This is a genomic window from Streptomyces sp. BRA346 (assembly GCF_052851135.1).
The window spans coordinates 1-22,835 of the sequence record NZ_JAIWIH010000025.1; the positions used below are offsets into that span (position 1 = coordinate 1).

The 22,835-nt window shown below is 71.4% G+C and carries 20 protein-coding genes, 1 tRNA gene and 1 pseudogene; 15 read left to right on the top strand and 7 right to left on the bottom strand.

The genetic code is table 11. The features are described 5' to 3' along the window. Positions 1 to 719: 719 nt before the first annotated feature. Positions 720 to 1,331: a hypothetical protein gene (locus LCH29_RS27130; protein WP_446464340.1), complete on the top strand. Its 612-nt coding sequence runs from the start codon at positions 720 to 722 to the stop codon at positions 1,329 to 1,331. Between the two features lie 17 nt (positions 1,332 to 1,348). Then, entirely contained in the window at positions 1,349 to 1,762 is a 414-nt protein-coding gene (locus LCH29_RS27135) for a hypothetical protein (protein ID WP_446464341.1), read from the top strand. Positions 1,763 to 1,862: 100 nt separating this feature from the next. On the opposite strand, the gene LCH29_RS27140 is transcribed toward LCH29_RS27135, so the two are convergent. Continuing rightward, the gene (locus LCH29_RS27140; RefSeq protein ID WP_446464537.1) at positions 1,863 to 2,153 is read right to left on the bottom strand and encodes a hypothetical protein; all 291 of its coding nucleotides are present in this window, start codon (positions 2,151 to 2,153) and stop codon (positions 1,863 to 1,865) included. Positions 2,154 to 2,728: 575 nt separating this feature from the next. Further along, a complete protein-coding gene (locus LCH29_RS27145; protein ID WP_446464342.1) occupies positions 2,729 to 3,007 on the bottom strand; it encodes a hypothetical protein in 279 nt (92 codons plus the stop codon). Positions 3,008 to 3,086: 79 nt separating this feature from the next. Here LCH29_RS27145 and LCH29_RS27150 point away from each other — a divergent pair, with 79 nt between their 5' ends. Next, complete coding sequence (locus LCH29_RS27150; RefSeq protein WP_446464343.1) at positions 3,087 to 3,842, top strand: GntR family transcriptional regulator; 756 nt, start codon at positions 3,087 to 3,089, stop codon at positions 3,840 to 3,842. A 124-nt stretch (positions 3,843 to 3,966) separates the two neighbouring features. On the opposite strand, the gene LCH29_RS27155 is transcribed toward LCH29_RS27150, so the two are convergent. Together LCH29_RS27155 and LCH29_RS27160 are read right to left on the bottom strand one after the other, a co-directional pair. Next, a tRNA-Ser gene (locus tag LCH29_RS27155) sits at positions 3,967 to 4,053 on the bottom strand. Between the two features lie 39 nt (positions 4,054 to 4,092). Further along, positions 4,093 to 5,673 carry a S1C family serine protease gene (locus tag LCH29_RS27160; protein WP_446464344.1) on the bottom strand — a complete coding sequence of 527 codons (1,581 nt, stop codon included), beginning with the start codon at positions 5,671 to 5,673 and terminating at the stop codon, positions 4,093 to 4,095. Between the two features lie 218 nt (positions 5,674 to 5,891). On the opposite strand from LCH29_RS27160, the gene LCH29_RS27165 reads away from it, so the two are divergent. The 3 genes from LCH29_RS27165 (at position 5,892) to LCH29_RS27175 (ending at position 8,688) form a co-directional block, all read left to right on the top strand. Further along, a complete protein-coding gene (locus tag LCH29_RS27165; protein WP_446464345.1) occupies positions 5,892 to 6,725 on the top strand; it encodes a glycerophosphodiester phosphodiesterase in 834 nt (277 codons plus the stop codon). A gap of 140 nt (positions 6,726 to 6,865) precedes the next feature. Continuing rightward, positions 6,866 to 7,540 carry an ATP-binding protein gene (locus LCH29_RS27170; protein ID WP_446464346.1) on the top strand — a complete coding sequence of 225 codons (675 nt, stop codon included), beginning with the start codon at positions 6,866 to 6,868 and terminating at the stop codon, positions 7,538 to 7,540. 179 nt (positions 7,541 to 7,719) lie between these two features. Beyond that, the gene (locus LCH29_RS27175; protein ID WP_446464347.1) at positions 7,720 to 8,688 is read left to right on the top strand and encodes a DUF5926 family protein; all 969 of its coding nucleotides are present in this window, start codon (positions 7,720 to 7,722) and stop codon (positions 8,686 to 8,688) included. A gap of 380 nt (positions 8,689 to 9,068) precedes the next feature. On the opposite strand, the gene LCH29_RS27180 is transcribed toward LCH29_RS27175, so the two are convergent. After that, positions 9,069 to 9,743: a bifunctional DNA primase/polymerase gene (locus LCH29_RS27180; protein WP_123106177.1), complete on the bottom strand. Its 675-nt coding sequence runs from the start codon at positions 9,741 to 9,743 to the stop codon at positions 9,069 to 9,071. A 575-nt stretch (positions 9,744 to 10,318) separates the two neighbouring features. Between LCH29_RS27180 and LCH29_RS27185 the strand changes: the two genes are divergently transcribed. The 3 genes and pseudogenes from LCH29_RS27185 to LCH29_RS27195 form a co-directional block, all read left to right on the top strand. Beyond that, positions 10,319 to 11,902, top strand: a complete 1,584-nt coding sequence (locus LCH29_RS27185) for a SpoIIE family protein phosphatase (RefSeq protein WP_446464348.1) — start codon at positions 10,319 to 10,321, stop codon at positions 11,900 to 11,902. A gap of 94 nt (positions 11,903 to 11,996) precedes the next feature. Next, positions 11,997 to 13,505, top strand: coding sequence for an aminopeptidase P family protein (locus tag LCH29_RS27190; protein WP_446464349.1), 1,509 nt, complete (start codon positions 11,997 to 11,999; stop codon positions 13,503 to 13,505). Positions 13,506 to 13,715: 210 nt separating this feature from the next. Next, positions 13,716 to 14,063: pseudogene (locus LCH29_RS27195) on the top strand (PLP-dependent aminotransferase family protein); the annotation flags it as partial. Here LCH29_RS27195 and LCH29_RS27200 read toward each other — a convergent pair. Together LCH29_RS27200 and LCH29_RS27205 are read right to left on the bottom strand one after the other, a co-directional pair. Next, positions 14,050 to 15,765 (bottom strand): serine/threonine-protein kinase, encoded by a 1,716-nt coding sequence (locus LCH29_RS27200; protein WP_446464350.1) that lies wholly within the window; start codon positions 15,763 to 15,765, stop codon positions 14,050 to 14,052. The pseudogene LCH29_RS27195 and the gene LCH29_RS27200 sit on opposite strands and share 14 nt — an antisense overlap. Positions 15,766 to 15,795: 30 nt before the next feature. After that, positions 15,796 to 16,299 carry an ATP-binding protein gene (locus tag LCH29_RS27205; protein ID WP_123105525.1) on the bottom strand — a complete coding sequence of 168 codons (504 nt, stop codon included), beginning with the start codon at positions 16,297 to 16,299 and terminating at the stop codon, positions 15,796 to 15,798. Between the two features lie 201 nt (positions 16,300 to 16,500). Here LCH29_RS27205 and LCH29_RS27210 point away from each other — a divergent pair, with 201 nt between their 5' ends. From LCH29_RS27210 to efeB, 6 genes are all read left to right on the top strand, one after another. Further along, entirely contained in the window at positions 16,501 to 17,313 is an 813-nt protein-coding gene (locus LCH29_RS27210; protein WP_446464351.1) for a hypothetical protein, read from the top strand. 91 nt (positions 17,314 to 17,404) lie between these two features. Beyond that, positions 17,405 to 18,151, top strand: coding sequence for a YcnI family copper-binding membrane protein (locus LCH29_RS27215; protein ID WP_446464352.1), 747 nt, complete (start codon positions 17,405 to 17,407; stop codon positions 18,149 to 18,151). A 109-nt stretch (positions 18,152 to 18,260) separates the two neighbouring features. Continuing rightward, the gene (locus tag LCH29_RS27220) at positions 18,261 to 18,923 is read left to right on the top strand and encodes an SCO family protein (RefSeq protein ID WP_446464353.1); all 663 of its coding nucleotides are present in this window, start codon (positions 18,261 to 18,263) and stop codon (positions 18,921 to 18,923) included. Further along, entirely contained in the window at positions 18,920 to 19,381 is a 462-nt protein-coding gene (locus LCH29_RS27225) for a copper chaperone PCu(A)C (protein ID WP_446464354.1), read from the top strand. The genes LCH29_RS27220 and LCH29_RS27225 overlap by 4 nt, the downstream gene beginning before the upstream one ends. 6 nt (positions 19,382 to 19,387) lie before the next feature. Continuing rightward, positions 19,388 to 21,511 (top strand): copper resistance CopC/CopD family protein, encoded by a 2,124-nt coding sequence (locus tag LCH29_RS27230; protein ID WP_446464355.1) that lies wholly within the window; start codon positions 19,388 to 19,390, stop codon positions 21,509 to 21,511. Next, positions 21,508 to 22,803 (top strand): iron uptake transporter deferrochelatase/peroxidase subunit, encoded by a 1,296-nt coding sequence (gene efeB / locus LCH29_RS27235; protein WP_446464356.1) that lies wholly within the window; start codon positions 21,508 to 21,510, stop codon positions 22,801 to 22,803. Before LCH29_RS27230 ends, efeB begins: the two co-directional genes overlap by 4 nt. Positions 22,804 to 22,835: the final 32 nt, after the last annotated feature.

Below are 22,835 nucleotides of genomic sequence, written 5' to 3' on the forward strand. Positions count from 1 at the left end.
GACCATCTCCCCGGCCCATTCACCCTGCATGCCTACAAGACTGGCCCCAACCCTGCCGGGCCGGGGCCAAAACCCCCAACATTTTCAGTGATCTTCTAGACGGTTCCATCGACCAGATGCGTGGCGATCGCGTGCGGCAACTCCTCGCGTCACGCCTCGGCGTCGTCCGCCGCCCCAGCAGACGTAGCCGTCGGGGCGCAGGAACAGCGCGCCCGCGCCCAAGTCGGTCGTGTCGGCGGGGCCTTGGCGCGTACGAGTGTGACGCGTCCCGGTAGCCGTACGTCGTCCGGGACGAGCGCCGTCATGTCCAGCAGTACGACGTGCCCCACCGCTGTCGACCTCACCCGCGTACGTGTTGGCCCCGGCGGTCACGAAGACGTGGCATGGCGCTCGCCCGCAGGCAGAAGTTTCGCCAGATGAACTGGATCACGCCACAATGCTCCTTTCATCCTCAGGTGTAGCTCAAGTTACCTAGACATCCCACTAAGAGATCGAAATAGTCACTCGTGCACGTCCGAACATACGTAGTAGCTCTGTCAGTTGCCGATGAGATCCATCGACTTCGAGAGGCTCCATAATGTTGACTGCATCGCGCCCAACCCTGCGCCGCGTTTCCCTTGCCGTAGCTACTGTGGCTGCCGCATCGATTTTCACGAGCACCGCCGCTCACGCCAGTCCCGCCCATGTGGCATCTCCGTCCTCGGTCACTGTGCCTGCGGATGACGAATTGCCTCCCCCCCACTGCTGAAGAAGAAGCACTGGCAGCCGGAACTGCTGAGGAGATCAATCGGCTCGGGTTATCCGAGGACGAGATCACGGCCGCTTTGGAAACCGCCGCCAAGTACGCACTCCCCGACCTTACGGCTCTGAGAGGCCGACTGCTGGCGCTGCCCGCGTGGCCGACCGCCCAGCAGACGGCGCAGGCGATATATCCAAGTGACGCATCTGCCCAGGCGTCAATCCTGCCGGTCTTGGCTGACGAACAAGCTCGAGCCACCGCCTTGCTGATCCTCGGCGAAACAGCGGAGGCAGCGGCGGTGAACCAGGTGGCCGGGGGAGGCGATGCATCTGCCATGGCGGCATTCGGGTGGTGGAGCAAGGCCAAATACTTCGCCAAGTGTGGCGCCGCGCTCGGCATCTTCCTGCTCAACTTCATCCCCGCCGGAGCCAGTGTCAAAGTCACGCGCGCCTACCGGCTGATCAAGAGTTATGGAGCGAAGAAGGCGGTATCAATCCTCTGGCGATTCGTGAAGGGCAAGAACGTCACCTCTAAGGAACGGCGTCTTGTCGCCGCTTTGTTTGGTATTCCTGCGTTGGCCGCGGCCTGCTAAATCCAAGGAGAACTCCTATGCCCTCGGCATCTGAAATTCTGGCCGTGATCGTCCTCATTGCTGAGATCACGCTGATGTTCCTTGCCTGGCGGGCGGCGTCCCGGCGGACTGTCGCCCACGCCCGTGAGCACGGACCCAAGCCCCATGTCCATGATCACCCGGGTCAGGTCGGTGTCACGATGCTGGGTATCGCGGCTCTGACCACCGCCGTAGCAGCCGCGATTCGTCTCGGCTCATGGGAGTTGACCTGGACCAACATGACTCAGCTGCTGCTCTTCGGCGTAATCGCGGGAGGGATGGCCGGTCACTCGATCATGATGCTGGCCACCCACGGTCGACTTGACGCCGAGAAGCCACGATGGGCGATCGGCAGCGCGGTCACAGTCGCCGCCATCGGAGGTGCCGTCTCAACCGGCTGGGTCCTCGGCTGAGAAGGCAGTGCCGCAGAAGCTTGTGGTCCCAGGCCAGCGGTCTGGGACCACAAGCGTGTACACCCGCGGTGGCAAGTCGAGCGGGCGTTCCCTGAAGGTGCTACTCAGGCGTTGGCAGACGACTCCCGCGGCTGGTCGCCACGCGCAGAGCGTCTCGCAGTGCGCCAGCCAACTGCGCGGCGACGAGCCTCAGTTTCTCCAGGTCTTCGGTCTCATCGTCGAGTACCTGAGCTGTTTGCCCGAGCAGTTCGGCCGCCATCTCGAGCTGCACCGACTCGATGTGGTCCGCCAGGCGGGACATGTAGCCCTCCCGGTCGTCGGTGTCCAGGTAGCACGGCTTGCCCTCTGGTCCAGCCCACGGGAGAAGCCTCAGTTCGTTCTGTGCCGTCATCCCTGCGTCTGCCTCTCGGTGGATCTCGCTACTAGATGTCGGCGCGCCGCCGGGTGCCCAGTCGCTCATTGCTTGGCCTCCGCTGGCCCGGCCTGGCTGGAAGCCGAGTGACACGGGCATGCGCACGCCTCATAGATCAACGGCATGTCGGCCGGTGCCGGAGCTGGAGAGGACTCCGCGCAAGCCTGGTGCGTGCCGATCCGGCAGGCGGGCGAGCGGTAGGGGACGGCCGAGGCGGCCGGGGTGGGGGTGTGCCGTCGGGAGGGCATCAGCGGGCCCCCAGGAGAGCCGACCGGGCCTCAGTCGGCAGATGGGGAGCGACGACAACCGTCAGGCGCTGTCGCGCGCGCCTTTCCCAGGCCAGCACGTACGGGCGTACGAGCGCGGTTTCCTCGGCTGCGAGCGAGTAGCGATGCCTCGCCCAGTCGGAGACGCGCGGCAGGATGAGCGTCGGTTCGTCAGCGCCCGGCGGTCGGGAGGGCGTTAAGGGGCGGCGGTGCCTGCCCTTGGAGAAGTGCCGCGCCCTGGTGAGGGACACGGCACGGCGGATACGGTTGAGCACGCTGAATCAGCTCCTATCGCTGATGGCTCGGTCCCCCGACATCGCCCGTCGCGGGGACCGGTTTGTTTACGACCGCCCGGAGAGTGCGGCCGTCCCGGCATGTGGCGAGGAGCCCGAACCGATCGGCCTCGGCCACCACCGCCAGGACCTCCGCCCATGACTCGGTGGAGAGTGATTCCGGCACCTCTGCCTCGACCGATGTGAATCGGGCGTGCTCCTCCACGCGCGTGGGGAGCCCGACGGCGGACAGCCGGGCGGCGATGGCCGCCGCGCTAACTCCCGAAGCGGGCACAGGGCAGCCTCCGTCAACTGGCGATCACTTTCAGTGAAGCTAGTTAGCTAGATTAGAGCTAGTGGACTAGATTTTCCATATGCCTGAGCAGCCGCCCTATCTCCGCGTCGCCGACGAACTCCGGCGGCGGATCGCGGAGCACGTATGGGAGCCGGGAGACCGCCTGCCGTCCCGCGCCCAGATCGGCCAGGAGTGCGGGGTGGGCGAGAACGTGGTCCGCCGGGCGCAGGAGCTGCTGATCTCCCAGGGTGTGCTGGAAGGCCGAGCCGGATCGGGCACCTACGTCGCCGAGCCCCGGCAACGGGTACGGGTTGTCCGGTCATCGGCGCGCGAGCAGCCTGAAGGGTCGCCGTTCCGCGCGGACATGAGGGCCGTCGGCAAGCACGGCGACTGGGAGAGCCGGACCGATGCCAAGGTTCCGGCACCGGCGGACATCGCGGCGCGACTCGGTATCGCCGAGGGCGAGTTGTGCGTCCGGACGTCGTACGAGTTCCTGGCCGACAGCAGGCCCGTGCAGCTGTCGATGAGTTGGGAGCCGTACGACCTCACCGCGGGCACGCTCGTCGTCCTTCCCGAGGGAGGGCCACACGCCGGAGCGGGCGTCGTGAATCGCATGGCCGCTATCGGAATCACCGTCAGCCATGCCGTGGAGCAGCCGGAGCCGAGGCAGGCGACCGCCGAGGAGGCATCGCTTCTCGGAGTCCAGAAGGCCGCGCTCGTCACGCACATCCGGCGGACGTACTACAGCGACCAGGGGCGGCCCGTCGAGACGGCGGACATCGTCGTACCCGCCGCTCGCTGCGAGATCGTGTACGAGATTCCGATCAATCGGTAGGTGTTCGGCCGTGCCCCTTCCGTGCCCGATCGGTCAGGGAATCACGGGGAACGGCGGCGCTTGTTGGGGAGCACGCATGGCGACGGCCCCCGACCGTCTTGCCTGGTCAGGGGCCGTTCACTTGCGGAGGCTGTGGGATTTGAACCCACGGTGACATCGCTGCCACGACGGTTTTCAAGACCGTTCCCTTAGGCCGCTCGGGCAAGCCTCCCCGCGCCACCTTTGGTGGCGCGGGGATCAGCCTAGCGTGTCAGCTGTCTCCCTTGCGCTGCCCCAGGGTGACGTCGACCGTTGACGTCTTGCCGTCGCGCTTGTAGGTCAGGGTGACCTTGTCGCCGGGCTTGTGGGTCCAGATCTCGCTGATCAGGGTCGGGCCGCTGTCGATCACGGTGTCGTCCAGCTTGGTGATCACGTCGCCGGACTTGAGGCCCGCCTTGGCGGCCGGGCCGCCGGGGACGACGGCGGGGCTGCCGCCGGCGCCGTTGGCGGCGATGGTGGCGCCCGCGCTGCTGTCCTTCATGCTGACCGTGGCCTCGATCACCGGGTAGACCGGCTGGCCGGTCTTGATCAGCTGCTGGGCGACGTTCTTCGCCGTGTTGATCGGGATGGCGAAGCCGAGGCCGATGCTGCCGGACTGCTGGGACTCGCCGAGGCCGCTGCCGCTGCCCGCGGACTGGATGGCCGAGTTGATGCCGATGACGCCGCCGTCGGCGTTGAGCAGCGGGCCGCCGGAGTTGCCGGGGTTGATGGAGGCGTCGGTCTGGAGGGCGCTCATGTAGGAGGCGCTGCCACCGCCGCCGTCGCTGGAGGCGACCGGCCGGTTCTTGGCGCTCACGATGCCGGTGGTGACGGTGCCGGAGAGGCCGAAGGGGGCGCCGATGGCGACCGTGGCGTCGCCGACGACGACCTTGTCGGAGTCACCGAGCGGCAGCGGGTTGAGCTTGGCGCCGGAGGCGTTCTTCAGCTTGATGACGGCGACGTCGTAGCCCTGGGCCTTGCCGACGACCTCGGCGGTGTACCGCTTGCCGTTGGAGAAGGTGGCCGTGAGTTTGCCCTGGTCGGCGGCGGAGGCGACGACGTGGTTGTTGGTGAGGATGTGGCCCTGCTTGTCGTAGACGAAGCCGGTGCCGGTGCCGCCCTCACCGTTGTTGCCCTGCGCCTCGATGGTGACGACGCTGGGGAGGGTCTTGCCCGCGATGTTGGACACGGAGCCGGGGGCGCGGCTTTCGGCCTTCGGGTTGCCGACGGCGGAGACGGTGGTGGTGTCGCCGCTGTCGTTCTCCCGGTCGGCGGCCCAGAAGCCGACGCCGCCGCCGATGCCGCCCGCAACGAGCACGGCGGCCAGGACGGCGGCCACGAGCCCGCGCGGCTTGCGCTCCGGCGTACCGGGAGGCGGCGGTACGGGGGCGGTCCCCCACGGGCCGCCGCCCAGGCCGCCGGCGCCGGGGGCACCCGGTTCGCCCGGCTGTCCGCCGTCGGCGGGCCACTGCCCGGTGCCGGAGCCGGGGGCGCCGTAGCCAGGGGTGCCGCCGGGGTCGCCCGCACCGGTCGACGCGAACGCCGCCGGGGGCTGGGCCGGGGCCGGGGGCTGGGCCGGAGGGGTGGGGGACGGCGCGGGGTCGCCCGCCTTCGTCATCTGGTCCGGCGCTGTCCGGTCCGGTGCCGGGCCTATCGGCGCGTCCGGCGCCTCCGGCCGCGCGTCCGGCTTCGCGCCCGCGGTGGGCTCGAAGTCCGGTGCGGGGGGCACCGCGGGGTTCGGGTGCGGCGCCGGAGGGGCCGGTTGCGGCCCGGCCGCAGGCGGTACGGCAGCGCCCTCGTTCTCGGTGCTCACAGCTGTCTCCTCAGGTGCACGACAGTTTTTCCATGACGGCCCACGCGTACGTATTACCGTTGTCAGCATTTCCCACGGCGCGTCAGACCGCCGTAAGGAGCGGCGGCCGTGTGGACTACCACCCTTTATCCCGGACAATTCGCCCTACCGCCATTCCGGGCAACGGCCGGAAGCGGAACCTTCCACCGATGGACACCGGGCGGTGGCACCATAACGCGGTGACCTATGCGCGTTCTGACCGGGACATCCGCCCGGGTCCGCACACCGTGTCCGTCGTCGCCCACCGCGGGGCCTCCGAGGACGCGCCGGAGCACACCCTGGCGGCGTACCGCAGGGCGATCGAGGACGGCGCCGACGCCCTCGAATGCGATGTCCGGCTGACCGCCGACGGTCACCTCGTCTGCGTCCACGACCGGCGCATCGACCGCACGTCCAACGGCCGCGGCGCGGTCTCCGGGCTGGAGCTGGCCGATCTCGCAGCCCTCGACTTCGGCTCCTGGAAGGGGCAGGCCACCGACAAGGAGGCGCCGGATCGGAAGAGCCGCGACAGTACGTCCGTCCTCACCCTCGAACGGCTGCTGGGGCTGATCGCCGACGCCGGGCGCCATGTCGAACTGGCTATCGAGACCAAGCACCCCACCCGCTGGGCGGGTCAGGTCGAGGACCGGCTGATCCAGCTGCTGCGCCGGTACGGGCTCGACGCGCCGCCGCCCGGCGAGCCGCCGCCGGTGCGCGTGATGAGTTTCTCGGCACGCTCGCTGCACCGGGTGCGGATCGCGGCGCCCGCCATCCCCACCGTCTATCTGATGCAGTTCGTCCTGCCGCGCCACCGGGACGGGCAGCTCCCGCCGGGGGTGCGGATCGCGGGGCCCAGCATCCGGATCGTGCGCAACCACCCGACGTATGTGGCGCGGCTCCAGCGCGCGGGGCACCGAGTGCACGTGTGGACCGTCGACGAACCGGACGATGTCGAGCTGTGCGTACGTTTGGGCGTCGACGCACTGATCACGAATCGCCCCAAACAGGTACTGTCCCAACTCGGGCGCTCATAGTGGGCATTACAAGGCGTGCACCGGCGCGTTCATTACGTATTCGATCGTGACGAGTGCGTCACACGATGCCACTTGGCCGGTTTCCGCTCCAGCCCATCGGGGCATCCATCCCCTGGCGTGGGGCTAAGGAGGTCTCGGGGGTGGCGTTGGTGGTGGCACAGAAGGTGCCGACGTCGTCGACCATGGCCGTACCCCATGGTCCTGCGGGCGTCCGCGCGGCAAGACAGTGGATGCGCGGCGATTTGGGCAGGACTGGGGTATCGGATTCGGTCATAGACGACGCAGTGTTGATCCTTTCGGAACTACTCAGCAATGCGTGGCGGCATGGCAGCCCATGCCGCTCCGGCCCTGGCGGCGGGACGGTTCTCGCGGCCTGGAGCGTCGATGAGGACGATCGGGTGACGGTCGAAGTCACCGATGGCGGTGGCCCCACAAGGCCACTTCCGGCCAAACCTTCCGTGACGGCCCGCGGCGGCCGCGGGCTGAACATCATCAGGTCGCTGGCCGACGACTGGGGCGTGCGGGACGGCACGGGCGAGGTCACCGTCTGGGCCCTCCTCCCGGCCGACACCGGCTTCTCCGGCCGGGTCATGCTGCCGACCGGCCTCGGCGCGGAGCTGCGCGCGGAGCTGGAGCCCGGCCTCCGTACGAACAGCACACACGGCGGCGCGAACGGCAGCACGAACGGCGGCGCGAAGAACGGCGCGAACGGCGGCGCGGGCGCCGGCGCGGGTCTCGTGGCGAATATCGACACGAACATCGATCCCGATTTCGACCGCGAGCTGGGCTTCGCCGATCTGGACGAGCTGGCGTGACCGACGCGGCGCATCTGGCCGACCAGGTTCGGTCGAAGGGCTAGGCTCCCGCCCGTACGCGTAGCCGTACGACGACGTACGCGCCGATACGAGCCCGTAGCGATACGAGCAACCATTCGAGCCGCATCCGAGCCGTACGGACAAGCCCTGAGCCGCCACGATCGGGAGACAGCCACACCATGGCCAAGAAGCGCCGCCCCCAGACGAAGGCCGCAGGACCACGGGGCGCCTCGGGCGACATCCCCGTGGTCGGTGCGCGGGAGCCCTGCCCGTGCGGTTCGGGCCGCCGCTACAAGGCCTGCCACGGCCGGGAGGCCGCCCACGCGGTCACCGAGCTGGTGCAGCGGCCCTTCGAGGGCCTCCCCAGCGAATGCGACTGGGTGGCGCTGCGCGAGCTGGTGCCCGCCGCGACCGTCCGGCTGACCCTCGCCGAGGGGCTGCCCGAGGGTGTGCCGTCCGTCACCCTGGCGACCGTGCTGCCGATGGCCTGGCCCGCGCTGCGCCGGGACAGCGGCGCCGTGCTGCTCGGCCTCCAGAACGACACGGCCTCCGGCGACCTCAGTCGCGACCTGGCCGACACGCTGCGGCGCGCGCTGACCGCCGAGCCCGGCACGCCGGTGGCGGCCCAGCGGGCCCCCGGCGACGGTCCGCGCCTCCAGGATCTGCTCGACCCGAAGGGCGCTTTCACGCCGACCCTGCACGAGGGGTTCGAGTTCTGGCTGGAGGATGCCGCGAACGCGACCGGAGAGGTCGCCGCGTCCCTGGAACGGGCCAACGCGGCCGCGATCCCGACCACCCGGCTCACCGGTGTGGAGGCGGCCTACTGGTGCGAGACGCCGGAGAAGAACCACCTGCGCTGGGTGATGCCCCACCCCGAGGAGAAGCTGCTCGACGCGCTCGCGCGGCTGCATGCCGCGGGGGTGTCCTCACTGGGCGAAGGCACCCGTCTGGTGGGCTCTTTCCGGGCCCACGGGCTCACCGTGCCGGTGTGGGACCTGCCCCGCGGCATGGGCGCGGAGGAGACCGAGAAGCCGGCCGCGGCGCTGGCGGAGCGGCTGGGCGAGGCCCTCGCCTCGGACGAGCCGCTGACCGCCGAACAGCGGCGCGCCCGGGGCGGTCTCACCAACCGTCAGGTGACGCTCAGCTGAGCACCCCGACGGGTCGACCGAGCGAGCCGGGAGGCGTGACACTGCTCACAACTCGCGGTTACGCCCTGGAAGTACGCGTCCGGAAATCCGCGATCGAATTTGCTTAGGGCCGATCTCTTGTTACGGTTCTAAAAGCCCGGTCGCTGGTGCATCCCCCGTCGCCAGCGACCGGGCGCTTTCATGTCCGGAACCGGAACGCACGAGTCCGGGACGGATCAACGGGCCGCGGCGGCGCGGGAGTTGCCCCCGCCGCGGACGCCGTGGGCAGGACCCCGGGTCGGCACCGGCCACCTGAAGATCACCCGAACGCAGGACACGCGGCGAGGCCGTGGGCCGCGCCGCGTGTGCAGATGCATCGGATGGTGCGAGGGACGTCCCGGTCAGTACGCGAGCCGGCTGCCCCCGTCGGGCGCGCTGCTGCTCGCCTCGACGAGCGCGTCCACCACGGTGGCCACCTCCGGCAGCCAGGGCCGCCCGCGGCGGCGCTGTGGCGCGCGCTCCCAGCGCACCCGGCCCAGCCCGGTCTGCGACGGCGGCAGCACCAGATAGCCGCCCTCGCCGTGGAACCGCAGCGAGCTGGGCACCCAGTCCTGGCGGTTGAGGAGCTCCCCCAGCTCTTCGAGGGAGTACGGGGCCACCAGCAGCGACCAGCGGGTGGGCGTGGCGACCACCGGGCCGAGCCGGACGCCCGCCCGGTCGAAGGCGGCCAGCGCCCTGGCCCCGGCGACCGCGGGCAGGCTGAGCGCGCACGGGGCCGTGCCGCCGGTGGCGAGCAGGAGCGGCGCACCGGGGCGGTTGGTCCACCACCAGCGCACCATGCGCGGATCGGTGGTGGCCGCGAGGAGAACGGGGTCGAAGGGGTGGCCGCCCGGCACCGCACAGTCCGGGTCGGGACAGCCGCACACCCGCATGCGTCCGCCGCCGGGCCGGAGGCCGATGCCCGGCAGGACGGGCCACTGCCACTCGGTGGCGCAGGTGAGCGCCGCGCGGAGCTGCGGCGAGCGTGCGCCGCGCCGCAGCGAGAACTTGCGTCGCCTTCCGAGGATCTCGCGCATGAGCGCTCGTTCCTTTCCGTTAACGCCGAGGGCTGTATCCGTTCGCACTACATGGCACTACACATGGCACTACGTGGCGCTGCCGGGCGTCGTTCGGCCACTCACAGCACGTGGATCACAAGTCACTGCGCGTACAAGGCAGCGCATCACGCCGCGGGCCGAGCGTGGAACGTGGCGAGGGGTGGCGCGCGCATGGCGCTTACCGACCTGGGTGGTGCGTTTTCCTCGCCACTCGGGGAGGGGCGCGGCCGTTGTGGTCTATGACGCCTGGACCGGCCACGGGGTTCCGGGGCGGTCCGATCTGCCCCAGGCCCTCTCCGAATGTGTACCCGCCGCGATGGAGACGACGCGCTGTCGAATGACGTCAGTCGACCTCAAATTGACAGCGTAACGACTTTTTTTCAGCCAAGTTCAATTCCCCACAGACACTAACAAGACCACCGGGACAATGCTGGACATCGCCTCTCCCGTGCGTGTACATCTGGAGACAGTAGCGGCACAGTAGCGGCGCAGCATGACAGGGGGTTTGCGATGCTATTGAGCAAGCTGGGCGCGACGGGTGAAGGCAGCGGTCCATGAACTCGCCCCATCCGCCGAAAGTGGCTGGAATCGATTCTTCCCTCCCCGCACCCACGCAAACTGCCGATCCCATCGGTCAGCCCCTCGCCGCGCCCGACCCCGGGGTCCAGGACCGGCTCGCCGGGTGGGTCTCGGATCTCACCACGCTGCACGAACTCACCGAGCGGCTGGTCCACACCAGCACCCTCGACAAGGCGCTGAGGGAGCTGCTGCGCGCGGGCGCCGCGCTCGTGGGCGCGCAGCGCGGGCTGGTCGCGCTCGAACCGGCGGACGGGCAGGGCCCGGTGACCACCGTGGGCCTCGGCCTCGGCCGCGCCGACCTCGGTCAGATCGAGACGATCCCGGGCAGCTCCGCGCCCGGCGGCCATCTCCTCGACGGTCTGCCCGAGCCGGGCGGCAAGCGGCGCGCCGACGTCACCCACCCCGACATCGCGGGCGAGACCGGTCTCCACCCGCGCCACCGCGAGGTCGCCGCCCGCCTCGGCTTCGCCGCCAGCTACGCGGTCCCGCTGGACCCGTTCCCCGGCTCCGGCCCGGCCCCCGGGCTCACCACCGTGCCCGCCCCCGCCGCCGAGGACGCGTCCCCGGGCGCGGGCGACCGTACGGCGCCGGGCGCGGGCCAGGGCGCCGCGCAGGCCCCCGCCCCGGCCGCCGCGCCCGGCATGGCGGGCGTGCCAGCGGGGCGCCTCGGCGCGGTCGCGTGGCTCTACGACGAACCGGCCGAGCCCGAGGAGCACCAGCGCCATCTGGTGGCCCTGTACTGCCGTTACGCCGCCGCCCACATCACCCGGCTGATCGAGCTGGCCCGCGCCCGCGCCACCGTGGCGACCGTTCGGGAGGAGCTGCTGCCCACCCGGCTGCCGCGGCTTCCCGGGGTGCGCCTGGCCGTCCGCCACCGCCCCGGCCCGCGGGGCGGCGGGGACTGGTACGACGCGCTGCCGCTGCCGGACGGCGCCCTCGGCCTCTCGGTCGGCGCGGTCACCGGTTCCGGGCCCAGCACCATCGTCGCGATGGGGCGGCTGCGGGCCTCGCTCCGCGCGTACGCCGTGATGGAGGGCGAGGATCCGGTCGCCGTGCTCTCCGATCTGGAGCTGCTGCTGCGGCTCACCGAGCCCGCCCGCTCCGCGACCGCCCTGTTCGCCTACTGCGAGCCCGGGGTGCGCCGGGTGCTGCTGGCCGGGGCGGGGCACTGCCCGCCGCTGATCACCGGGGAGCGGCGCACGGAGTTCGTGGAGACCACGCTGTCCGCGCCGCTGGGCATGCTCTCCTGCTGGGAGGCGCCGAGCGTGGAGATCGAGCCCGCCTGCGGAGAAACGCTTTTGTTCTACAGCGACGGGCTGCTCCACCGCACCGGTGAGCCGATGGACCGGGCCTTCGCCCGGCTGCACGCGGCCGCGGCGGGCGCTCCCAGGGCGGTGCGCGCCGATCCGGACGCCTTCGCGGACCATGTGCTGCTGGCGATGTTCCCCGGCGACGGCGAGGCCGTCGAGACCCATGACGCAGGCACCGGGCCCCACGCGGGGACGGACGGGGAGGACGGCGGGGAGGACATCGTCCTGCTCGTCGCCCACTTCGACTGAGCGGCGCCCGAGCGAGCGCCCGATCGGCGACTGATCGGGCGGCTGATCAGGGCTGCCCATAACGTCTCCCGGGGCCCGTACCCCCGGATCTACCATGGGAGAGGTCCAGTTCGAGGAGGATGACGTGACCGAGGAGCCCACTCCTGACGCCCTGGAGACCCCGGAGGCCGAGGAGCAGCCCATCAAGCAGCGGAAGAACGGCCTCTACCCGGGCTTGTCCGATGAGCTTGCCGAGAACATGAAGTCCGGCTGGGCGGACACCGAGCTGCACGATCTGAGCCCCATCGAACAGGCCCCGAACACCGCCCGCCGGCGCGCCGCGCTCTCCGCGCGCTTCCCCGGCGAGCGCCTGGTCATCCCCGCGGGCAACCTCCGCACCCGTTCCAACGACACGGAGTACAGCTTCCGCGCCGCGACCGAGTACGCGTACCTCACCGGCGACCAGACGGAGAACGGCGTCCTGGTGCTGGAGCCGGACGCGGGCGGCGGCCACAAGGCGACGGTGTACCTCCTGCCGCGCTCCAACCGGGAGAACGGCGAGTTCTGGCTGGACGGCCAGGGCGAGCTGTGGGTCGGGCGGCGGCACAGCCTCGGCGAGGCCGAGCGGCTCCTGGGCCTGCCCGCCAAGGACGTGCGCGAGCTGCCCGACCAGCTCCGCGCCGCGACCGGACCGGTGCGTGTCGTGCGCGGCCATGACGCGGGGATCGAGGCGGCGCTGACCGACAAGGTCACCGCCGAGCGCGACGAGGAGCTGCGGGTCTTCCTCAGCGAGCAGCGCCTGGTCAAGGACGACTTCGAGATCGCCCAGCTCCAGGCGGCCGTCGACTCGACCGTGCGGGGCTTCGAGGACGTCGTGAAGGTCCTCGACAAGGCGGAGGCGACCTCCGAGCGCTACATCGAGGGCACGTTCTTCCTGCGCGCCCGCGTCGAGGGGAACGACGTCGGCTACGGCTCGATCTGCGCCGCCGGTCCGCACGCCACCACCCTCCACTGGGTGCGCAACGACGGCCCGGTCCGCTCCGGCGACCTGCTCCTCCTCGACGCCGGGGTCGAGACCACCACCCTCTACACGGCGGACGTCACCCGCACCCTGCCGGTCAATGGCAGCTACGGCCCGCTCCAGCGGAAGATCTACGACGCGGTGTACGAGGCGCAGGAGGCGGGCATCGCGGCGGTCAAGCCGGGCGCGAAGTACCGCGACTTCCACGACGCCGCCCAGCGCGTCCTGGCCACCAAGCTCGTCGAATGGGGCCTGGTCGAGGGCCCCGTCGAGCGCGTCCTGGAGCTGGGGCTCCAGCGCCGCTGGACGCTGCACGGCACCGGCCACATGCTCGGCCTGGACGTGCACGACTGCGCCGTGGCCCGCACCGAGACGTACGTGGAGGGCACGCTGGAGCCCGGCATGTGCCTCACCGTCGAGCCCGGCCTCTACTTCCAGCCGGACGACCTGACCGTGCCCGAGGAGTACCGGGGCATCGGCGTCCGGATCGAGGACGACATCCTGGTGACGGAGGACGGCAACCGCAATCTGTCGGCGGGGCTGCCGCGGACCGCCGATGACGTCGAGGCGTGGATGGCCCGGATCATCGCCCAGCGGAGCTGAGGCGGGAGGAATACCGGTGGGGGGAGCGGCGGACGCCGCTCCCCCCACCGGTATTGATCGCCTGTCGTTGATCGCCTGTCGCTGACCGCCTGTCGTTGACCGCCGATAGGGTGCGTGCCCATGGCGGAATCATGGGTCGATTCGGCGGAGGCCCTGGGCAGTGATCTGCATCTGGAGCTGGCCGCGGCGGGCGGCCGCCGCACCGCCCTGAGCGACCGCCATGTGCGCCGGATGCGTCAGCGCTACCGGTGCCGCCGCGACCAGCTGGTGGCCGCCCTCGCCGAGCGCGCCCCGCACATCCGGGCCTCCGGCATCGCCGCCGGGCTGCACGCGGTCCTCGCGCTGCCGCCCGGCACCGAGCGGTCCGCCGTACGGGCCGCCGCCGCACAGGGGCTCGCCCTCGACGGGCTGGCGGATTACCGCCACCCCGATGCCATGGGCCCGGCCCCTGACGGCCTGGTGGTGGGATATGCGGCACCGCCCGATCACGCATTCGCGGGGGCATTGGAAGCGCTGTGCCGGGCACTGCCGCCCGGTGATTCCCTTATTTCCAGGTGAAACCCGTACAGATGACGCTCGCGTATTCCCTCGGCTTCTCCACGTGCAGGAACTGCACCGTCCAGTCGCCCGGATCGTTGCTCAGGGGGATGGCTTCGTGCTTCTTCTTCCCCTGGAACCACCCCGCGAAGTCGTCCGGGTAGGTCAGACGGGCCTCGTCGGACGTACCGGCCAGGCTGTACAGATCGAAGGGTTTGCTGGTGTAGCCCAGGTCGAGGTTCTGCTGGGCGGGTCCCCCACCGAAGTCGTAGGGCTTGCCCGTAGCCGAGTCGATCTCGTGCGGGGGCTTGACCGCGACGGACAGGTAATACTTCCGGGACGTCTTCTTCAGCGCGTACTTGTCGCGGAATGCGATGTGCACCTTGCCGGTCTTCGGATCAGGCTCGACGGAGTGCACGATGTCCCCCTCCTGCCGCTCCTCGGACGGCAGGTTGCATTCCCCTCCGGCCCATTTATCGGGATCGGGAGTCCAGAAATCGCGCGAGATGTCCACATCGCTGTCGATATAGGTCGGCGCCTTCTTCTTCGGCGCCTTCGAAGCCGTCGGCGTCTTCTTCCCGTCGTCCTTCGCCTCCGTGCCCCGGTCGCCATCGCCCAGCCCCTGGACGAGGAGCACCGCGACGACGGCCAGCGCGGCGGCGCCGAGCCCGACCGACGTACCCAGCAGCCAGGTGCGCCGCTTCGCCGGGGCGCCGGGCGCGGACAGCTGGGTCGGGGTGTAGGCGTACGGCCCCGGGGGCGGTGGCGCAGGAGGCAGGCTGGTCTGCGTGAAGGCCTCGGCCGGGCCGAAGCCGGGGGTCGTTGACGGCCTGCCGTCCGGCACCCCGGAGACCGACGGCGCCCGCGGTGCCGGTTCGGCGAGGGCCACGAGGGCGGCGTACGTGGGGTCCTCCGCCAGGGCCGACCGCACGGAGCAGCGCGCGACGATCTCCTGGAGCCCCGGCCGCGCGCCGGGGTCCTTGGCCACGCACGCCCGGATCAGCTCCGCGAGGTGCGGGTCCATACCGGCCACGTCGATGTCCTCGTGCACCGCGCGATAGCTGACACCGGCCGCCTCGCCGTGGCCGAAGGGAGGCCGTCCGGTGGCGGCGAACGCCATGGTGGCGCCGAGGGCGAAGACATCCGCCGCGGGGCCCGCCTCGTTGCGCAGCAGCACTTCGGGGGCGGTGAAACCGGGCGTTCCCGACGCGTACCCCATCTCGGTGAGGACGGTCTGCCCGGCCCCGCGCGCGATGCCGAAGTCGATGAGCTGGGGGCCCTGGGCCGAGAGGATCACGTTCTGCGGCTTGAGGTCCCGGTGGGTGACGCCGTACGCGTGGACCGCCGCGAGCCCCTCCGCCAGGGCGGCGAACACGCCGCGGCAGGTTTCCGCGGGCAACGGGCCGCGCGCGTCGGCCGCCTTGCTCAGGGTGGGGCCCGAGACATACTCGGTCGCCAGCCAGTAGGGGGCCGCATCCAGGGACGCGTCGATCAGGCTCGCGGTGTAGGCGCTGCGCACCGCCCGCACCGTCTCGACCTCGCGCCGGAACCGGGCGAGCGCACCGGGATGGTCGACGATCTCTTCCCGGATCACCTTGATCGCCACCAGGCGGCCACCCGGCGAACGGCCGAGGTACACCTGCCCCATGCCGCCCGCTCCCAGCCTCTCCAGCAGGGCGTACGGGCCTATGTGGACAGGGTCTTGGGGTCGGAGAGCGTTCACCCGACTGATCCTAGAGGCGGTGTTCCCCGCTCACGACGCTCTGAGCAGCGAGTCCTCGCGCCACTTGAGGATCTTGTCGAAACTCACCACCACCCCGCCGCGGCCCGGTCGGTCGCGGTAGCGGACGTGGTCGGTGAGGGCCTCGATGAGAAAGAGCCCCCGCCCGTGCTCCGCGTGCGCGGGAGCCGGGCTCTGCGGGTGCTGCGGCCTCGGCGCCGATGCCGGACGCCGCTCGCTCCGGGTGCGCGACTCACGGCGGACGGTGCCCCGGTGGGCGAAGCCGGGACCCGAGTCGGTGACCTCGATGCGGCAGGTGTCGCCGTCGATGAAGGCCGTGACGCGGTAGTCCCCGCCCGTACCGTCGCTGCCGCCGTGCTCCACCGCGTTCGCGCATGCCTCGGAAAGGGCGACCGACAGGTCGTAGGAGATCTCCGGATCGACTCCGGCCGTCTCCATGGTGCCGAGGAGCAGTCGTCGTGCGAGCGGAACGCTCGCCGCCTCGCGGGGCAAATGGAGTGACCACCAGATGCTCATGCTCCAGCCTCCCGGCCGCGGCTCGACATACCGTTACGTATTGCCTGGGTCCATGGTCCGTAAGCGTCCGATTGACGTGACTCCGCTCATTCGGCGGACGCGCGCGGTAGGCGCACCGGTGTATAGGCCTGTCCCGGTGTGCGCCGGTACGCCCTACCCGCCGTGGGGAACGCGTTTACCCAGTGGGATGATGGCGCGGCCATGGCTTCCCCTGTCGCCCGTGCGGGTGCCGATCTGCGCATGTTGCGGGCCGCGGTGTTCACCGCGGCCTGTGTCGTGCTGTCCGCGGCGGGGCATGTGCTGGCGTCCTGTGCCACCGTGCCGCTGTGGACGCTCGGCGTGGGCGCCGCGGCGATGTTCGCGATGGTGCTGCCGCTGGCCGGGCGGGAGCGGTCGCTGCCCGGGATCGCGTCGGTGCTGGCCCTGGGGCAGCTCGCGCTGCATTCCCTCTTCGGCTACGGGCAGCAGGCGGCCGCCGCCGCGGAGGCCGCCCACCGTGCGCACGCCGCCGACGGCCGCGTCATCGGCATGGCGGCGAAGCTGCTGTGCACGACGCTCCCCGGCCGCCTCGACGCGGCCACGGCGCACCGGATCGTCGCCCGGTCGGGCATCGATCCGTCGGCCGTGCACTCCGCGCCGTCCACCGCGACTCCTCAGCCCGCGCACCACCTGGGCCTGACGGCCCTGCTGCCGTCGCTGCCCATGACCCTGGGCCATCTGCTGGCCGCGCTCGCCGTCGGCTGGCTGCTGCGGCGCGGCGAGCGGGCCGTGTGGCGGGCGGTACGGCTGTCGCTGGACGGGGCGCGCGGGGTCGCGGAAGCGGCGCTCGTACGGTCGCTGCGCGCCGCGCTGGGCCTCGTACGGACGCTGCTCACCGGGCTCATGGACGCCGCGTCCGGCACCGCGCCGCCCCGCCCGCGTAACGACGGGGCGGACGAGGGCGGGACGGCGGCCGTCGTCCTCCAGCACAGCGTGATCAGGCGGGGACCGCCGGCGTACGACCTCGCGGCCTGACGCGACACTCCTCCAGCGGGACCGGAGGGTGGCCGCGCCGGAGCCGCACGCGCGCCACCCCACCGATCACTCCTCATCTGGAGCTTTTGACATGAACGCCATGCGTCGTCGCCGTCTGCCGGTTCTCGGAGGTCTCACCGCGGGCGCCCTGGTGCTGCTCGCCGCGGGCCCCGCCTTCGCGCACGTCACCGTGCAGCCGGAGCAGGCCGAGAAGGGCGGCTACAGCACCGTCGACTTCAAGGTGCCCAACGAGCGGGACGACTCCTCGACCGTCAAGCTCGAGGTCAACCTGCCCACCGACCATCCGCTCGCCTCCGTCATGCCCCAGCCGGTGCCCGGCTGGGACGTGAAGGTCACCAAGTCCAAGCTGCCGAAGCCCCTCGAGACGGACGACGGCAAGGTGACCGAGGCGGTCACCAAGATCACCTGGACCGGCGGAAAGATCGAACCGGGCATGTTCCAGCAGTTCCCGGTCTCGGTCGGCCCGCTGCCGAAGGACGCCGACCAGCTCGCCTTCAAGGCCCTCCAGACGTACGACGACAAGCAGGTCGTCCGTTGGATCGAGGAGCCCGAGGAGGGCGCGCCGGAGCCGGAGAACCCGGCGCCGGTCCTCAAGCTCACCGACGCGGCCGAGGGCTCGCACGGGCACGGCTCCGCGAGCGCGGGCGACGCCGGGGGGACGAAGGCCACGGCGTCCGGCGACACGGCGAAGACCGCGTCGGAGTCGGACGACGACGGCACCGACACCACCGCACGGGTGCTGGGCATCGCGGGCATCGTCATCGGCGCCGCCGGGGTCACCTTCGGTGTCCTCGCGGGCCGCCGCCGCTCCGCCTGACCAGAGCTCGACCAGCCTGACCAGCCGGTACCCCGCGTGACGGCGGCGGGCCGCGGGCCCGCCGCCGTCACGCACCACCGATCCGACGATCTCTTTGGAGAACAGCTCCATGCGCACCAAGATCCTGGGCTCCGCCCTCGTCGTCGCCGCCGCGCTCACCCTCACCGCCTGCGGCGGCTCCGGCGACGGCGGTGACAAGGGGGACAGCGCCGCCAGCGTCTCGGGCGGCCGGAAGACGGGACAGGCGATCGTCCTGAACAACGACGCCAAGACCAAGCCCGACCTGGTCCTCACCGACACCGAGGGCAAGAAGTACGACCTGCTCAAGGAGACCAAGGGCCACCCGACCCTGCTCTTCTTCGGCTACACCCACTGCCCGGACGTCTGTCCGCTGACCATGAGCAACCTCGGCATCGCCGTGTCCAAGCTGTCCAAGGCCGAGCGGGAGAAGCTGCGGGTCGTGATGGTCACCACCGACCCGGAGCGCGACACCCCGCAGCGGATGCGGAAGTGGCTGGACGCCCAGGGCGGCAAGGACTTCGTCGGGCTGACCGGCGACTTCGACACCATCCAGGCCGGGGCCAAGCCGCTCGGCATCTTCATCGAGAAGCCGAAGAAGGAGAAGGACGGCAGCGTCCTCGTCAACCACGGCGCCCAGGTGCTGGGCTTCTCGCCCAAGGACGACAAGGGGCACTGGATCTACACCACGTCGACCTCGCCCCAGCAGTACGCCAAGGACCTCCCGAAGATCATCAAGGGGGAGAACCCGTGACCGCCCGGCGCCGGGCCGCCGCCGCGGCCGCCCTCGCCCTCGGACTGACCGGCACGCTCGCGGCCTGCGGCGGCGACGACGGCGGGGACCGCCCCGAACTGTCCGTCGGCGGCGCCTACATCCCGCGGCCCGCGATGGCCGACATGGCGGCGGGCTTCCTGACCGTGACCAACAAGGGGGGCGGCGCGGACAAGCTGACGTCCGTCACCACCCCGCTCGCCCGCGACGTCACGATGCACACCACCAAGGGCACCCAGATGAAGCAGGTCGGCTCGCTCGACGTGCCCGCGGACGGAGAACTGAAGCTGACCAGCGGCGGCGATCATCTGATGCTGACAAAACTGGTCCACCGTCCGAAGGTCGGTGAGAAGGTCGAATTCACCCTGCACTTCGCCACCTCCGAACCCGTCACGATCAAGGTCCCGGTCGAGCCGATGACGTACCGTCCCAAGGACTGACAGCCGATGCCCTCGCTGACCTCCCCGACCGCCCGGCCCCGGCCCGGTGCCCGGATCTCCGTCACCGCCCGGCGGCTGCTGTCGGTCCTCGGCACGCTGCTCGCCGCGCTGCTGTGCGCGCTGAGCTTCGGCGCCGGGCCCGCGTCCGCGCACGCCGCGCTCACCTCCACCAGTCCCGGTGAGGGCGCGGTGGTGAAGTCCGCGCCGTCGGACGTCTCGCTCACCTTCACGGAGGGCGTGCTGCTCGGCCGGGACGCGGTGCGCGTCCTGGACCCCAAGGGCAAGCGCGTGGACGCCGGGAAGGCGGCGCACGTGGGCGGCACGTCGTCGACCGCGTCGGTCGCGCTGCGCTCCGGGCTGGCCGACGGCACCTACACGGTGGCGTGGAAGGCGGTCTCGGAGGACAGCCACCCGGTGAGCGGCGCGTTCACCTTCTCCATCGGCGCCCCGTCCAAGACCTCGGTCACGGCGCCGACGGGCGAGAGCGGCGACAGCACGGTCACGACCCTGTACGGCATCGGGCGGTACGCGGCCTACGGCGGCTTCGCGGCGCTGGTCGGCGCTTGCGTGTTCGCCGGGGTGTGCCGCTCCTCCCGCCCGGTCCGGAAGATCGCCGTCGGCGGCTGGGCGACGCTCTTCGGCGCCACCCTGATGCTGTTGCTGCTGCGCGCCCCCTACGCCAACTCCGAGGGGCTCGGCACGGTCTTCGACCTCGGCGGGCTCGGCGGCGTCCTCGACACCAAGCCGGGCGCGGCGCTGCTGTCGCGGCTGCTGCTGCTCGGCGTGGCGGCCGTCTTCCTGGCCGTGCTCTTCGGCTCGTACACCCGCCACACCGAGGCGGCGGAGGAAGACGCCAAGCGGCGCCAGGACCTCGCCTTCGGGCTCGGCTTCGGCGGCGTCGTCGTCGCGGTGGGCCTCGCCGCGACCTGGGCGATGGCCGAGCACGCCTCGGTCGGTATCCAGCGGCAGCTGGCCATGCCGGTGGACGTGATCCACCTGGTCGCGGTCGGGGTGTGGCTGGGCGGTCTGGCCTCGCTCGCGGTGACGCTCCGCGCGGGCGTGCCGATCGAGCGGGCGGCCGTGCTCCGCTTCTCCCGGCTCGCCTTCGGCTCCGTCGTCGCCCTGGTCCTCACCGGGCTGTACCAGTCGTGGCGGCAGGTCGGCTCCTGGAAGGCGCTGACCGGCACGGAGTACGGGCGGTGGCTGCTGATCAAGGTGGCGCTGGTGGCGGTGCTCGTCGGCATCGCCGCCGTCTCGCGCCGCTGGACCGCCCGCTTGACGGACGCCGGGAGCACGGAGAAGGCACAGGTGGCGGCGGAAGCGGAGGTCCGGACGGAGGCCAAGGCGGTGGTGAAGGAGCCGGTCCGTACCGGCGCCGCCGGAGCCGACTCCGGCTCGGACTCCGGATCGGACTCCGGATCGGACTCCGACTCCGGCGACAGCTCCGGCGAGGAGTCCCCCGCGGACTCCTCGGCCGGTGAGGCGGCCGCGTCCGGCGACGAGGGCAGGGGCCCGGCGAAGACCGGGGACGGTGACGGGGCCGACGACGACCCCGTACGCGCCGCCCAGCTCGCCCGTCAGCGCGCGGCCAAGGACAAGACCGCCGCCCAGCGGGAGCGCGACGCCGACCCGCAGCGCAGCGGACTGCGCCGCTCCGTGATCGCCGAGACCGTCGTGGCCGCCGTGCTGCTCGCGGTGACCACCGTGCTGAGCGGCACCCAGCCGGGCCGGGCGGAGACCGGGAAGCCCGCGGCCGCGGCCGCGGACCCCGGTGGGCTGAACGTCGATCCGGTGAGCGTGTCGATCCCGTACAACACGGGGCCCAAGAGCGGGCGCGGCAAGGCCATCGTCATGCTCGACCCGGCGCTGCCCGGCGACAACGCCCTCAACGTCTTCATCAGCGACTTCGCCGACCGCCCGATCGACGTGCCGGAGGTGAAGGTCTCGCTGACCCTGAAGCAGAAGGGCCTGGGCCCGCTGTCGATCCCCCTCAAGCACCGCTCCACCGGACACTGGAGCGCCCAGAGCGTGCAGCTCCCCATGGCCGGGAAGTGGCTGCTCTCCCTGACCGTACGCACCTCCGACATCGACCAGGTGACGGAGACCAGGAACGTGAAGGTCGCACAATGACCACTCGGCAGGCCGCGAAGGCCCCCGAAACCCCTGAAACCCCCGACACACCGCAGGACCCGCACACCACCCCCGCCGGGGTGTCCCGGCGCCGTCTGCTGGGCACGGCCGGCGCCGCGGGCGCGGCCGGGCTCGTCGTCGGCGGGGCGGCCGGCGCGTACGCCGCGGAGGCGACGCGGAACACGCCCTCGCCGCTCAGTTCGGTCGGCTCCACGACCGTCCCCTTCCACGGCACGCACCAGGCCGGGATCACCACCCCGCTCCAGGCCCACGGCCATCTCATCGCCTTCGACCTGGCGCCCGGCGCGAACCGCAAGCAGGCCGCCGCGCTGCTGCGCCGGTGGTCGAGGACGGCGCGCGAGCTGACCGAGGGCAAGGCCCCGCCGGACGACACGGGCATCGCGCTCGACGCCGGACCGTCGTCCCTCACGGTCACCTTCGGCTTCGGCCGCACCTTCTTCGGCAGGGCCGGGCTGAAGGACCGGCTCCCGGAGGCGCTCGCCCCGCTGCCCGACTTCGCCTCGGACGCGCTCGACGCGAAGCGCAGCAACGGCGATCTGTGGATCCAGATCGGCGCCAATGACGGGCTCGTCGCCTTCCACGCGCTGCGCGCGCTCCAGCGGGAGGCCGGGGACGCGGCCCGGCTGCGCTGGCAGATGAACGGCTTCAACCGCACCCCCGGGGCCACCGGCCACCCCATGACCGTGCGCAATCTGATGGGCCAGGTCGACGGGACGAACAACCCCAAACCGGAGGAGCCGGACTTCGACCGGCGCATCTTCGTACCGGACAAGGGGGAACCGGCCTGGATGGCGGGCGGTTCGTACGCCGTGGTGCGCCGCATCCGGATGCTGCTCGACTCCTGGGACAACCTGTCCCTGGAGCGGCAGGAGAAGGTCATCGGCCGCCGCAAGTCGGACGGGGCCCCGCTGTCCGGCGGCACCGAGACGACCCCGGTACGGCTCGACAAGATGGGCGCGGACGGCGGGCTGGCCATCGGGGGCGCCGCCCACGTACGGGTCGCGGCGCCCGAGTCCAACCAGGGCGCGGCCATGCTGCGCCGCCCGTTCTCGTACCACGACGGCTACCGCGACGACGGGGCGCCGGACGCGGGGCTGCTGTTCATCGCCTGGCAGGCGGATCCGATGAAGGGGTTCGTCCCGGTGCAGCGGAAGCTGGACCTCGGGGACGACCTGTCCCGGTTCCTGCGGCACGAGGCGAGCGCGCTCTTCGCGGTGCCGGGCGGCCCCGCCCGGGACGAGTACGTGGGTCAGGCACTCTTGGAAGGGTGAGCGAGAAAGGGTGAGCGGGGGACGGACCCGGC